This is a genomic window from Moraxella bovis (genome assembly GCF_025985205.1).
GTDB classification, from domain to species: Bacteria; Pseudomonadota; Gammaproteobacteria; order Pseudomonadales; family Moraxellaceae; genus Moraxella; species Moraxella bovis.
Genome location: NZ_CP087840.1, coordinates 821563 through 834827, shown reverse-complemented (window position 1 = coordinate 834827; position 13265 = coordinate 821563). Strand labels below are relative to the sequence as shown.

The 13265-nt window shown below is 44.1% G+C and carries 18 protein-coding genes; 13 read left to right on the top strand and 5 right to left on the bottom strand.

Features of this window, described 5'->3' with window-relative positions; all coding sequences use genetic code 11:
• The first annotated feature begins 151 nt into the window (after positions 1-151).
• The 6 genes from LP107_RS04200 to LP107_RS04175 all read left to right on the top strand — a co-directional run bounded on the left by LP107_RS04200 (position 152) and on the right by LP107_RS04175 (position 3938).
• Complete coding sequence (locus LP107_RS04200) at positions 152-1546, top strand: outer membrane protein transport protein (protein ID WP_078273600.1); 1395 nt, start codon at positions 152-154, stop codon at positions 1544-1546.
• A 111-nt stretch (positions 1547-1657) separates the two neighbouring features.
• Positions 1658-2353, top strand: coding sequence for a ribulose-phosphate 3-epimerase (gene rpe, locus LP107_RS04195; protein ID WP_078273601.1), 696 nt, complete (start codon positions 1658-1660; stop codon positions 2351-2353).
• A 15-nt stretch (positions 2354-2368) separates the two neighbouring features.
• Positions 2369-2704 (top strand): hypothetical protein, encoded by a 336-nt coding sequence (locus tag LP107_RS04190; RefSeq protein WP_078273602.1) that lies wholly within the window; start codon positions 2369-2371, stop codon positions 2702-2704.
• Positions 2704-3027 (top strand): hypothetical protein, encoded by a 324-nt coding sequence (locus LP107_RS04185; protein WP_078273603.1) that lies wholly within the window; start codon positions 2704-2706, stop codon positions 3025-3027. The genes LP107_RS04190 and LP107_RS04185 overlap by 1 nt, the downstream gene beginning before the upstream one ends.
• Positions 3028-3162: 135 nt before the next feature.
• On the top strand, positions 3163-3639 hold the full coding sequence (greA, locus tag LP107_RS04180; protein ID WP_065256375.1) for a transcription elongation factor GreA: 477 nt from the start codon (positions 3163-3165) through the stop codon (positions 3637-3639).
• A gap of 170 nt (positions 3640-3809) precedes the next feature.
• Positions 3810-3938, top strand: coding sequence for a hypothetical protein (locus LP107_RS04175; protein WP_264675918.1), 129 nt, complete (start codon positions 3810-3812; stop codon positions 3936-3938).
• A 169-nt stretch (positions 3939-4107) separates the two neighbouring features.
• Here the strand turns inward: LP107_RS04175 and LP107_RS04170 are convergent, their stop codons facing one another.
• Together LP107_RS04170 and LP107_RS04165 are read right to left on the bottom strand one after the other, a co-directional pair.
• Positions 4108-4437: a branched-chain amino acid transporter permease gene (locus LP107_RS04170; RefSeq protein ID WP_065256373.1), complete on the bottom strand. Its 330-nt coding sequence runs from the start codon at positions 4435-4437 to the stop codon at positions 4108-4110.
• Positions 4434-5159 (bottom strand): AzlC family ABC transporter permease, encoded by a 726-nt coding sequence (locus LP107_RS04165; RefSeq protein ID WP_078273604.1) that lies wholly within the window; start codon positions 5157-5159, stop codon positions 4434-4436. The genes LP107_RS04170 and LP107_RS04165 overlap by 4 nt, the downstream gene beginning before the upstream one ends.
• Positions 5160-5328: 169 nt before the next feature.
• On the opposite strand from LP107_RS04165, the gene lptM reads away from it, so the two are divergent.
• From lptM to LP107_RS04150, 3 genes are all read left to right on the top strand, one after another.
• Complete coding sequence (lptM, locus tag LP107_RS04160; RefSeq protein WP_078273605.1) at positions 5329-5496, top strand: LPS translocon maturation chaperone LptM; 168 nt, start codon at positions 5329-5331, stop codon at positions 5494-5496.
• Positions 5497-5531: 35 nt separating this feature from the next.
• Positions 5532-6323: a type I methionyl aminopeptidase gene (gene map / locus LP107_RS04155; protein ID WP_065256371.1), complete on the top strand. Its 792-nt coding sequence runs from the start codon at positions 5532-5534 to the stop codon at positions 6321-6323.
• Positions 6324-6544: 221 nt separating this feature from the next.
• Positions 6545-7321: a TatD family hydrolase gene (locus LP107_RS04150; protein ID WP_078273606.1), complete on the top strand. Its 777-nt coding sequence runs from the start codon at positions 6545-6547 to the stop codon at positions 7319-7321.
• 6 nt (positions 7322-7327) lie between these two features.
• Here LP107_RS04150 and LP107_RS04145 read toward each other — a convergent pair whose 3' ends face one another.
• The 3 genes from LP107_RS04145 to LP107_RS04135 form a co-directional block, all read right to left on the bottom strand.
• Positions 7328-8302 carry an SLAC1 family transporter gene (locus LP107_RS04145; RefSeq protein WP_078273607.1) on the bottom strand — a complete coding sequence of 325 codons (975 nt, stop codon included), beginning with the start codon at positions 8300-8302 and terminating at the stop codon, positions 7328-7330.
• Positions 8303-8434: 132 nt separating this feature from the next.
• Positions 8435-8632, bottom strand: a complete 198-nt coding sequence (locus tag LP107_RS04140; RefSeq protein ID WP_264676755.1) for a cysteine hydrolase family protein — start codon at positions 8630-8632, stop codon at positions 8435-8437.
• 11 nt (positions 8633-8643) lie between these two features.
• Positions 8644-9273, bottom strand: coding sequence for an isochorismatase family protein (locus LP107_RS04135; RefSeq protein ID WP_264675920.1), 630 nt, complete (start codon positions 9271-9273; stop codon positions 8644-8646).
• A gap of 245 nt (positions 9274-9518) precedes the next feature.
• Between LP107_RS04135 and LP107_RS04130 the strand changes: the two genes are divergently transcribed.
• The 4 genes from LP107_RS04130 to LP107_RS04115 all read left to right on the top strand — a co-directional run bounded on the left by LP107_RS04130 (position 9519) and on the right by LP107_RS04115 (position 13247).
• The gene (locus LP107_RS04130; protein WP_208624041.1) at positions 9519-10277 is read left to right on the top strand and encodes a helix-turn-helix transcriptional regulator; all 759 of its coding nucleotides are present in this window, start codon (positions 9519-9521) and stop codon (positions 10275-10277) included.
• A gap of 244 nt (positions 10278-10521) precedes the next feature.
• The gene (gene carA, locus LP107_RS04125) at positions 10522-11661 is read left to right on the top strand and encodes a glutamine-hydrolyzing carbamoyl-phosphate synthase small subunit (RefSeq protein ID WP_078273608.1); all 1140 of its coding nucleotides are present in this window, start codon (positions 10522-10524) and stop codon (positions 11659-11661) included.
• A 62-nt stretch (positions 11662-11723) separates the two neighbouring features.
• Positions 11724-12347: a hypothetical protein gene (locus LP107_RS04120; protein WP_078273609.1), complete on the top strand. Its 624-nt coding sequence runs from the start codon at positions 11724-11726 to the stop codon at positions 12345-12347.
• Between the two features lie 138 nt (positions 12348-12485).
• Positions 12486-13247, top strand: a complete 762-nt coding sequence (locus LP107_RS04115; protein ID WP_078273610.1) for a hypothetical protein — start codon at positions 12486-12488, stop codon at positions 13245-13247.
• Positions 13248-13265: the final 18 nt, after the last annotated feature.

Here is a 13265-nt window from a genome sequence, read left to right as displayed (position 1 = left end):
TCGTGTTTATTTTGTTTTAATATGTAGCGATGAAACATTTGTTAAAACGTTTGTTATACGATTGTAAAAACAGTTGTATGAAGTTTTAACCAAATTTCTAGGCGGTATGTGCGACATACGGAAATTTTATGGTAATCATTGGAGTGGCTCTATGTTTAACTACAAACATTTAGCAGTAGCGATTGCATCCATCGGTGCAGTTGGCGTGGCAAACGCGGCAGGTCTTGACCGTTCTGGGCAGGACATCACGGCATTTTTACAAGATGGCACCTATGGTGAGGTGGTTTATACCTATATCGATGCTGATGTGTCAGGCAAGGATATCAGTGGACGCTCAACAGGGGATATCGCCGAAGCCTATGACTTTGCTCGCTTTGGTGTGAAAGCGGACATTAACGACACGTTTAGCGTGGGCGTACTCTATGATGAGCCATGGGGTGCAGCGGTACAGTATGGTGGTGATAACAATTTTGTCTCCAAAGGTGCAGATGATATTGTTGCTGTTTTATCGGAAGGTAAGGTTGGGTCTGTTACTGAGGCACAAGCGGGTTTGGCTCAGGCTCAGCAAGGCATTACGCAACTGCAGACAGCCATTGCTAATGTGCAGGCAGCAGGTGGAGATACAACCGCCTTACAAACGCAATTGACGCAAGCACAGGCACAAGCTGCAAGTTTAGGTCAGTTGGTGGGTGCCTCTCAGGCAATGTTCCCAGCTTTGGCAGGTCAGCAAGGTCAGGGTACCAATGTAGAGATTCGCACCCAAAATGCCACCTTATTGATGGGGGCAAAATTAGGTCAAAATAAAAACTTTCAAGTTTACGGTGGCCCTGCTTTGCAACGCCTAACTGGCGAGGTTCATTTACGTGGCAATGCTTATCAAAGAGCCACAGGATATGATGCTAAAATTAGTACCGATACCACGACAGGTTGGGTGGCAGGGGTTGCTTACCACAAGCCTGAAATTGCTCTAAAAGCAGCTCTTACCTATCGCTCTGAGACTGAACATGAGAGTAATATTGCTGAGGTGTTTCCAACTGCGACTCTTTTACGGCAAAATGCCAATAGTTCTTTGCCGTTTAGTGTAACTTTGCCTGAGTCTTGGAATCTAGACTTTCAAACTGGTGTCAACCCAACCACACTTTTGACTGCCAAAGTGCGTTATGTACCATGGTCGGATTTTGACATTCGCCCAACGAGATATACACAGTTAAGTGGATTACCAATCATCAGTTATGACAAAGACCAATGGTCGGCCGAAGTTGGTTTGGGTAAGAAACTTAATGATAAACTTGCTGTATCGGGCAGTGTCGGCTATGACAGTGGAGCAGGCAATCCTGTTAGTACGCTTGGACCCATCAAAGGTTATTATAGCCTAGGACTTGGGGCCAAATATAACGTTACCCCAGAATGGTCGGTATCGGTGGGTGGCAAATACCTGAAATTTGGTAATGCTACCGCTCAGTTGCCTAATGGTGTAAAAGTGGGTGAATTTGATGATAATGATGGCTTTATCGCAGGTGTGAAGCTAGCCTATCAGCAAAAATAATCATGGCAAAATGTTTAAGACAAGTCAAAGCAGATGTTTTGGCTTGTTTTTTATTTTTAAAATAAGTAAAAATCTGCTATCATAAGCCAAATTTTAACTTTATTATCTAATATGAAAATTCTACCCCAAAAACCATTTCTCATCGCTCCGTCCATTTTATCAGCCGATTTTGCCCGTTTGGGCGATGACACAAAAGCCGTACTAGACGCAGGGGCGGACGTGGTGCATTTTGATGTCATGGACAACCACTATGTGCCAAATTTGACTTTTGGGGCGATGGTCTGCCGTGCCTTAAAAGACTACGGCATTACCGCGCCGATTGATGTGCATCTGATGGTAAAGCCTGTCGATAGAATGATTGAAGAATTTATCAAGGCAGGGGCGGATATTATCACGTTCCACCCAGAGGCATCGGAGCATATTGACAGAAGTTTACAGCTTATCAAGGATGGTGGCATCAAGTGCGGACTGGTGTTTAACCCTGCCACGCCACTGCACTACTTGGATTATACCATCGATAAACTTGATCAGATTCTTATCATGAGTGTCAATCCTGGTTTTGGCGGCCAGAAGTTCATTGATGGCACACTTGATAAAGTGCGTGCAGTTCGCCGTATGATAGATGAGCGTGGGCTTGACATTCGCTTGGAGATTGACGGCGGTGTCAATCCTGACAATATCCGTGCGATTGCGGATGCTGGCGTGGATATGTTCGTGGCAGGTTCGGCGATTTTTGGTAAAGATGATTATAAAATGGTCATTGACAAAATGCGTGATGAGCTTGCCAAGTCCGATTTGGCTAAATGATGGTACGGTAAATCTATGTCAGAATTAAACACCAATCCCAAATCCCTAAGTCCAAAACCCCCAAGCCTTGTCCCCATTGGTGTAACCATTGGGCTTGCTGTTTTTGTCCTTGTACTTGCGTTGGCAGGATACGGTTTTCGCTTGTTGGCAGGGCATGACGTGGGGGCGGTGGTACGTCATGCGTCTGTGATGGTGTCGTTTTTTATGATTGTTGTGCCAGCCTTGTTTGTCGGTGGGGCAAAAATTTTAAACAAATTTAACGGGGCAAATATCCAAACCCAGAACGCCATCACGCTTGGGTATCTTACATCTGTTGTGGCGATTTTGACGATTATGGGGCGGTATAGCTGATGGCAGATTTTAAAATAAGCAACATTTTACCTGACAGCCTTGTCCCCAAAGATATTCCCAAAGGCTTGATTTTGACCCTTATCATCGTCATCATGCTTATGAGTCTGTCTGCTTATCGTTATGGCAATGGCAACACCATGCAAGGCATACTTCACGTCCTAGAAAACTGGGTGCTATACCTTGTGTTAATCCCAAGCTGTACAGCCCTTGTCAGTCTGCCCATCAAATACCGAGACAACAGCTTTGATGTGCGGATGGCGTATTATCTGGGGATGTTTGTGGGACTGCTGTTTATGATGGCAAAACTTAGGTATTGGCGTTAAAACAGTTGCAATTACTGGCTATTTTTGGTATAATGGCAAGCTAACAATTTGGCAAAAAGCCAATTACAGATGACAAACACCACCCCAATCGGCGTGGTGTTTTTAGCTATGTATTGACAATTATCAGGAGAGACCATGCAACGCTATCCCATGACCCCACAAGGACACGCCGCCCTAGAAGCAGAATTAAAACAGCTAAAAACCGTGGAGCGTCCACGCATTACCGCTGCCATTGCCGAAGCTCGTGAACATGGCGACCTAAAAGAAAATGCCGAATACCATGCCGCTCGGGAACAGCAAGGGCTGTCCGAAGCACGTATTCGTGACATCGAAGCAAAACTTGGCGGGGCTCAGGTCATTGACCCAACCACCCTACCTCAAGACGGACGTGTGGTGTTTGGTGTGACCGTGGTCATCGAAGACGTGGATTCGGGCGACCAAAAACGCTACAAAATTGTGGGCGAAGATGAAGCGGATGTCAAAGTTGGCAAAATCTCGGTCGGCAGTCCCATCGCCAAAGGCTTGATTGGTAAGTCAGAAGGTGATGAAGCCAAAATCCAGACCCCAAGTGGTTTGGCAGAGTATGAGATTGTTGAAGTCTTATACGAATAATGAGCTTTGCCAGTCGCCGCAGATAACACAAACAACACAACTTACTAAGGTCGTCTTATGAAACACTTGCATTTACTCATGGTTGTAATTACCATTGGGCTGTTTTTATATCAAACAGGGCTGATTTTCGCAGGCGGTATTGGGCGGTTGTCAAGATTATGCTGTTGGCTGTGGCAATCTCTGCCAATATCAAGGCTTTGCGGGCTCCGCTACTGAGTCAAAAAAAGGCGGGTATGGTGATTGCAGGTATCGCCTATGTGGGGATTTTGGTGTTGGCAGTGACTAAGCCCATGCTGTGATATATGATGGCATTCAACGTGCTTAATACCATCCTGTCACGACCGATGTTTTGTGGGTAGCGATATTTGTTGATGTTTATTGGCTGAGGGTAACTAAACACCCCAGCCATTTACCATTTAAAAATACAATTATCACAATTTTTTCACAAACGTTTTTTCACATACTTTTTCACACAAAAACCTTTTGCACCAATATCATATACAAAATCGTCCCCACACCAATGGAGATAAACATATTTTTTCGCCATAGGTGTAGCCCCACGACCACCGCCCCTGCGATAAACTCCGCCATGCCATGATATTGCCCCAAAATATCCACGTTTTTATAGCAATACACCACAAGCAGTCCAAACACCGCGGACGGCAACGCCTTGCCCAAATATTGCACAAAATCAGGCACTTTCTTGTGAGCAGGAAACGCCCAAAACGCCACCCAACGGCACAGCTGAACAGCAACAATGGCAGTGGCAATGGTCAAAAGTTGTTCGTTTAGGGTCATTTTGCCACCTTATTGGTCAATTTGTCATGTAGTGCCGAGCGTCTAACGGTCAAATACACCAAAATGCCAAGCATGGCAGGGATTAAAAAATTTGTCTTGCCAAACACCACCAACGCCAACGCCGTCATGCCAATGCCAAGTAGTGAGCTTTCGTGCGTGACCTCCCCACCCCATTGCTCCAAAAAAATCACCAAAAACAGTGCCGTCATCGCAAATTCCGCTCCCTTCAAATCAAAGGGCAACACCACCCCCATGACCGCCCCCAGTGCCGATCCCGTTACCCAATAAATGTGCAAAAACAGCATAACTAACACCATAAACCACGCCTTATCGACGCCTGTCTTGTCCGTGTCGGCGGTGTAGTTAATGGCAAAGCTCTCGTCCACCATGCCTGCGATGAGATACCAGCGTTTCCACCCTGTAATGCCCCGAAATTTATCCAACATAGAAATGGCATAAAAAATCTGTCTGGCACTAATCATTGCCACAAGCAAAAACACCGATGACGGGTTAAACGCCATGATAAGTAGCCCCGCCACGATAAACTCCACCGACCCTGCAAAAATCAGTACCGCCATAATGATGGGATACCATGGCGAAAAGCCGAGCGAGTGCATATACACCCCGTATGCCATGCCCAAAAACAAAAAGCCCGACAAAATGGGCAAGCTCTGGGTAAAGGCGTATTTGGCGGTGGTTTTAAAACAACAATCGGTAGTCATGGTGTGGACAGTTCATAATAAAGAGAAATATTTTACTTGAAAAGACGACAACTTATCATGACAAATTATTATCCTTTAAAAAGCAAAAAGTTTGTCATGCTGAGTTTGTACAAATCAAGCGATTTTGGCAAAATTATGTTAAAATAACCTTTTATTATTTTGTAATTTTATGATGAAAATCTTGTTATTTAGCCTAGCATTGGCACTCACCCTAACCGCATGCGGACAAAAAGGGGCGTTATATCTGCCCGAAAAATCCCCCACCCCACCCCACTCCACCCCAACGCAAGGCGAGCCTGTGGATATGCCTGTTAGTACTGATTCCAATGATTACTGATTTTATAAATTTAAACAAATGAAAAAGAGAATCCCATGAGTAAAGTTATCCCCCTATTAAACAAAGACGGCATTGAAAAGATGAAAGTGGCAGGACAACTTGCCAGTGAAGTCCTACAAATGCTAGACCCTCACGTCAAGGCAGGGGTAAGCACGGGCTTTTTGGATGATTTGGCGTACAAACACATCACCGAAGTCCAAAACGCCATTCCTGCTTGCCTAAACTACCACGGCTACCCCTACACCCTATGCACGTCTATCAACCATGTGGTGTGCCATGGTATGCCCGACCACGAGCGTATCTTAAAGGACGGCGACATCATCAACATTGACGTAACGGTCATCAAAGACGGCTACTATGGCGACACGTCCGCCATGTGGATTATCGGCGAAGGCTCAGTCATGGCAAACCGCCTATGTAAAGTCGCCCAAGACGCTCTGTATGCTGGTATCAGCGTGGTCAAAAACGGAGCAAGGCTTGGCGACATCGGGGCGGAGATTGAAAAGATTGTCCTACCCGAGCGGTTTTCTATCGTGCGTGAGTTTTGTGGTCATGGCATTGGCACGGAGTTCCACTGCGAACCCCAAGTACTACACTACGGCAAAGCAGGGACAGGCGTGGAGCTAAAAACCGGCATGGCACTGACCATTGAGCCGATGATTAACCAAGGCGTATGGCAAACCAAAATCATGAAAGATGGCTGGACGGCCATCACCAAAGACCGCAAACTCTCCGCCCAATGGGAGCATACGCTCATCGTTACTGATAATGGCTGTATTATCACCACAGGGCGACCTGACGAGGATTTGAGCTGGGTGAAAAGCTAGATACCAAGCCTGACACCAAAACAAAGACCCGACTGAGCCATTGGTTTTTCTCGTTGAGTTTTTGACCTACCATGCCACATTTGCACTCCTGCCAATACGGTCGGTTTTAGCAAACAGCTCGTCATGCACCTAGCACAAACCCAACCCTTTTATCACAAACCAATTTTAACCACTCACCATTTTAAGCAATCAAACAGTCATCAATAAACAAGAACAGCAATATGTACACCGACACCCACGCCCATTTGACCTATTTAGACACTTACCAACACGACAAACCTGCCCTACTTGCCAATCTAAAAGAGATGAACGTAAGCCGTATCATGGCAATTTGCTGTGAATTTGGCGAGATTGACGACATCAGACAGTGGGTAGATTTATCCAATAACGACATCAACATCGGCATGAGTATCGGCTTGCATCCTTGCCAAGACAAGGCGATTTTAAAGGCGGTGAGCGTGGACAATTTTGTGCGGTTAAATGACGACAAGGTATGGGCATTTGGCGAAACAGGGCTTGATTATCATTGGGACAACACCAAGAAAGCTGAGCAAAAACATAGCTTTGCCACGCACATTCACGCAAGCCAAACCCTAAAAAAGCCCATCATCGTCCACACCCGCAGTGCCTATCACGACACGCTTGACCTACTAAAGGCTGAAAAGTGCGAACACGGCATTATCCACTGTTTTACCGAAGATTATGCCTTTGCCAAAACCTGCCTTGATATGGGGCTTTATATTTCATTTTCTGGCATTGTCAGTTTTAAAAAGTCGGTGGAACTGCAAGAAGTTGCCAAAAAGTTGCCCCTTGACCGAATTTTAATAGAGACCGACAGCCCCTATCTTGCCCCTGTGCCAAAACGTGGGCGGGATAATGAGCCGTCTTTTGTGCCATATGTAGCAAGGGCTTTGGGCGATATTTTTGGCAAATCGGCTGATGAGATTGGGGTGATGACAAGTGCTAATTTTGATAATTTGTTAAATCAATATGGCTAATTTTGGTTAAGTTGATGAGTTTATAATCCCAAAATACTTACCCTGCACCAATCTAAACACTGCCAAAATAAGCAGGGCAATCAGGGCAATGTTGGCAAAAACAAACATCATCACACCCAAAGACGATAATACATTGTGCTGATACAGGGCAATGCCAACGCTTGCCATTGATGCTAAGCCAAACGAAAAGCTCCACAAACTTGCCCCAACCCCTGCCTTCAACACCCAAGTAAATAACCTTGCCAAAAACAGCAGTTGCAAAATGCCATAACCAATCAGCATTCTGGCGACCATATCCACTTGCCCTGTCGTGGTGATATAGGCATTTACCCCCACAAAGGCGGGGGCTAAAATGATACCAAAAGTAGCTCGCAGTTTGGTGGGGATTTCTTGGGTGCGAAGATGTTGCAGCAGCACAGGTTCAAACATCAGCCAAGCAAGCAATCCTGCCCCAAAAAACAGCATTGCCCAGTCATTTAGCCCAAGCAAACTTAATGCACCAGCACTGGTAAAATTGCTGGCAACGGCTGGCAAATAAAACGGCGGTGGGGTGGATTGTTGCTTAAATTCTTCGCCTTGCCAAAGCGTGGCAATCCGCCAAGTGCCATACAGCAGTTGCAAAACAATGCACAAACAAATCAATAATTTACCCAAAAACTCATAATGCCAAATCATCAAAAGCTCGCCCACAATCATACCACTAACAAAAATCAGCACCACAAAGGCAAAGCGAACAGGGCAATACAGCTCATCAAGCCAATGTCTGCGATGATAGAGGGCTTTGTGTAGGTACAATCCCAAAAACAACAGCCAACACCCAATCGCCAATATGCCAAGTGTTTGACTGATCATATCGCCAAAGGCAAATGTTTTGTTTGTGTGGTGCCAAGCCAAAGCAAATGTCCCAAGCCCAAGTGGCATAGCGAAAAATGACGCTGGCAGGGGCGTTTTTCCCAAAAATATCTGCTTGTCGGTGTTCATTGTGCAAACTTTTAAGGGATTGTATGTTGATTATTGCGTTAAAATTATAAATGCCAAAACCGTCTTTTGCCCGTATCACAAAAGACGGTTTGAATGCCAATTTAGGGTTTTAAGGTCAATTCAAACAGGCAATCACGCCCCCATTTTCTTGACCGTCTCTTTGGTTATCCATAGGTCATTGGCAATCAGACGGAAGTTTACCAGAGCTGCCAAATAACCATCACCTTCTGGAATACGAGGCCCTGCGATGGCATCTTTGACCACAGTTACTTCAAAGCCTTGTTCTACAAGCTCACGCAATTGCGATTCAATGCACAAGTTGGCTGCCATACCTGCCAAAATCACTTGGTCAATTTTGCGTTTTCTAAGCTGTAACACCCATCGCTGGTTTCAGGGCCAAAGATTTTGTGCGGTGAGCAAATGGTGGTTTTGCCGTCAAAAATATAAGGCTTATAGCGTTCCACAAAGTCCGCTCCAGAGCCTTCAAAGCCGTCCATACTGTATGCACTTTTGCGAGCGAACATATTGGTTTTGTGCATAAAGTTTTCGCCTGGTGCCATAAACTCCCATTGGTGGTCAGTTGGGTAATAGTAGTGGGGCGAGACGATGACGGGCATATCCACTTTTTTGGCGGCTTCAAACAGCGTTTCAGTGTTTTCAACGGTGTTGTTTTCAATGATGCTGTCTTTTAGCACGCCCCACATTACCCCATTTGGGCTTAAAAAGTCGTTTTGTGGGTCCACCACCAACGCCACTCGTTTTGGGTCAATTATCATACCAGGGCGTTCAAGTCCGTATTGCTCAGGTTCGGCATAGGGGCTTTTGGTAACGGTTTTGCTTGCTTTGGGAGCGGCGTGGGCAAGGCTACCAAGCCCCATTGCTCCAAGCACGCCTGCACTCATTGCGATTTTGGCGGCACTACGGCGAGTGGTATCAATGCTTTCTTGTTCGTTGTTAAATTGTTCTGACATATTGCACCTTTGGGTGTTGTTATAAAATCAATCATTTGATAATCTAGCCTATCAAACTTAGGCGTATTATACGCCTCTATTGCCTTATCAATTTAACCAATCACATCAATGATTTAACCAAAATGCAATTTGGTTGTTGCTGTAGGCGGTTTTTGTTAGAATAATTCTTAAAAGTTTAAAAGTTTGCTTATGGACGCTTTAACCCATTTATTTACCCAATTTTCCTTTCGCACACAGCTGTTTTTTTGGGGCTACTGTATCGTATGGGGCAGTTTGACGAAGCCAATAAGGGCTATTTGCACTTTATTTATCAAGGCAGTTGTCGCCTGATTCAAAAGGGGCAAGCACCGATGGTCATTGACCGTCCTTGTGTGCTGTTTTCGCCCGCTGGCTGTTTGCACCGTGTTGAGCCTACCAGCGATGATTTGCAGGTGTTTTGTGTCAGTTTTGATTTTGGGCAAGACATTCAAAATCCGCTCATTTATGATTTGACGCAGATTGCCATTTTGTTTTTGGACGATATGCCCCATTTGATGACGGTGGCACAGCAGATTTTTGCAGAAAGCCAGTCGCCAAAATGCGGTCATCAGGCACTAATGTCGTATTTGTGTGGTTATGTTTTGATTTTGGTGGTGCGAGAATGCTTAGAAAAGGGACTTATTAAAGTGGGGCTATTAAGGGGTTTGACCGATACCGCCCTTGCACCGCTGTTGTTGGACATTCATCAAAACCCTACCCACGCTTGGGATTTACAAACGATGGCGGATAAGGTGTTTATGTCCAAAGCCAAATTTGGCAACTATTTTAAGGAAGTGATGGGCATATCGCCCAGTGATTATTTGACCACTTGGCGGATTAGCCTTGCCCAAATGCTTTTAAAAAAGGGCTTGCCTGTGGCGGTTGTCGCCCAAAAAGTGGGTTATAGCCATAACACCTCTTTGACACGAGCCTTTGTGAAGAAAATTGGCAAAACACCAAGTGAGTGGCTTGGCGAAAATTTTTGATAAAAAATGGTAGAAAAAAGCTGTTTTTTTGTATATAATAATCAAAATGTACGACAAGCGAGTGATTATGAAAATACAACTTTACTTTTGCCCCTTATTTGAGCAAAGTTGAGTTTATTTTTAATCATTCGCTTTTTTGTGTCTAATATTTTAGATTATGGCAGTTTTGCCAAAAAATTTTGTCTAAAATTTGCCAACAATAACATTTCTTATAATATTTATCATCTATTTAGCGGAGCGTGTCATGACCAAAAAAGCCATTTTAGCCCTACAAGACGGTACTATTTTTCACGGTGTTAGCATTGGGGCGGACGGTGAGACGGTCGGTGAAGTCGTCTTTAACACCGCCATGACAGGCTACCAAGAGATTCTCACCGACCCAAGCTACGCCAAACAAATGGTTACGCTGACCTATCCGCACATCGGCAACACAGGCTGCAACGAAGAAGACACTGAGTCTGGACGCATTCACAAAGTATGGGCAAGCGGTCTGATTATCCGTGATTTGCCACTGCTTCATAGTAATTTTAGAAGCCAGATGTCGCTGTCTGAGTATCTTATCAAGCACAATGTTGTGGCGATTGGCGATATTGACACCCGTAAGCTTACCCGTATCTTACGTGAAAAAGGGGCTCAAAATGGGGCGATTGTCGCTGGCGATGATGTGAGTGTGGGGCAGGCGATAGAGCTTGCCAAAACTGTCCCCAATATGAACGGACTTGATTTGGCAAAAGAATGCTGTGATAAAGATGGCTTTACATGGACACAAGGCTCATGGGAGCTGGGCGTGGGCTTTACCGAGCCTGAGCTGAAATACCACGTTGTTGCCTATGATTATGGCGTAAAAACCAACATTTTGCGTATGCTTGCCGATAGGGGTTGCAGGCTAACCGTTGTTCCTGCCGAGACCCCCGCCGAACAAGTTTTAGCCTTAAATCCTGATGGTATTTTCTTATCTAATGGACCTGGCGACCCATCAGCGTGTGATTATGCGATTGACGCTATCAGCACCATTTGCGATACGACAAAAATTCCTGTGTTTGGTATTTGTTTGGGTCATCAGCTTTTGGCACTCGCAAGCGGAGCAAAAACCCTAAAAATGAATCACGGTCATCACGGTGCCAACCACCCTGTACAAAATCTTGACGATGGCACGGTGATGATTACTTCGCAAAATCACGGCTTTTGTGTGGACGAAACCACCCTACCTACCACGCTACGAGCCACGCACCGCTCGCTGTTTGACGGCACCAATCAAGGCATTGAGCGTACCGACCGCCCTGCATTTAGCTTTCAAGGACACCCAGAAGCCAGCCCCGGTCCGCACGATTGTAGCGTATTGTTTGATAGATTTGTGAGTGAGATTGAGAAGTTTAAGGCGTAAGAATTAAGGTGCGTTTGTTGCGTAAACGCACCGAATTTTAGGTTCAAATCAGGGGTTTAAAGATGAATAAACTGATTGCAATTTTATTATGTCTGCCAGTGGTAGCGTGTGCAACCCCTAATGCACCACAAGAACCTACCCAACATCAGAAATTTTATCATAGCATTGAAAATAAAATGCCAATATTATTAAATCAAATTGGTTTTAATGTGGCTTATTTGAAAAATGTGATGATACAGGAACTTGATGGTCAAGATTATCCTAAAATTGATGTCACGGAAAAACAATATGCAATCTGTATGCAAAATGCCATTGATAATAAATTTTATGGAAAACCATTATCGCAAGCAATAGCTCATTATTTATCGCAAGCAGACGAGCAAACAATTGCTTATGACAAAAAGATATTGGACAGTGAAATTCTCTTAAAAGTAAATGAACTATATAAAGATATTTTTAAATTATACGCAAGTGATGAACGAGCAGATGCAAAAATGGTTAGTTATAAAAGTATCAAAAATCAAGAACAGGCATTGATAGGCGATGGCATAGTATTTAGTCATGAGTATACGCAGAATTTTATTAAATTTTTTGATTCTGAATTTACTCAATCTATGGCAGAACAAATAGATAAATGCTTAGAGTATCAATATGAAAGATTGGGTATGATGCATAGCAATCCATAGATGCGTAATACACACCTTACAGTTTAAATGTAAAATTATGCAAGATAAATTTAACCCAACCCTTAAATAAAATCGTTTTTTGGCTCGTAAAAATATCGTGGGTTATTCATGGCTTATCATGATAGAAAAGGAACTATTATGCTTAAAAAATCACTCGGCTTATTATTATGTTTATCATCATGTCTTACCATGACTAGCCATGCCATGACACTCAATAAAAAGCAAACAACACAATTATATCAAGCCATAGAAACAACCCTGCCTGCCAGTGCCATTGCACGAATGAATGTTCTATATATGTTGCAAGGCTATGCTTATCATGATGTTGATAGCCTAAGCGAACTGCCCTTAGAAGCAATCAAAGTTTATGATATTTTTTCACCAAAAGTCAATCAATGTATTATTAGCGAATTAAATAAAAAAAGCTATCATCAATCCCTACAAAAAGGCTTAACGCATTATTTTGGGCAAGTCAGCCTTGATGAATTTGAGCGTGATTTGGCTTATTTAACCGACCCCAAACGCGTGCAATATTTTCATTATACCAAAAAACACATGGCGTTATTGGGCAAACACGCCGATGAATTAGAAGCGTATTTTAAAACAGGCGAAGAGACCGATAAAATCAAATCAGCACTGGCGATATTAGAACAATCTGCCGAAGAGTCAGCTGGCATTTATCCCTTTATGGAGCGAGACTTTGACAGGCTCATCAGTGATGATAGCGATACCGAACCGCTTGCGGAGCTTATGGGGCTATCATTAGCCAATAACCCTTATGAACCTGCTGACAAGTCCACGCCTGTCAATCCCATGTCCGTTTATCAGCAACAAATCATTGACAACTGCCACAAGCCCATTTGGCAAGACATCAAACGAGGCAAATATCAAACCCTTTAACCAATAAACACAAACAAA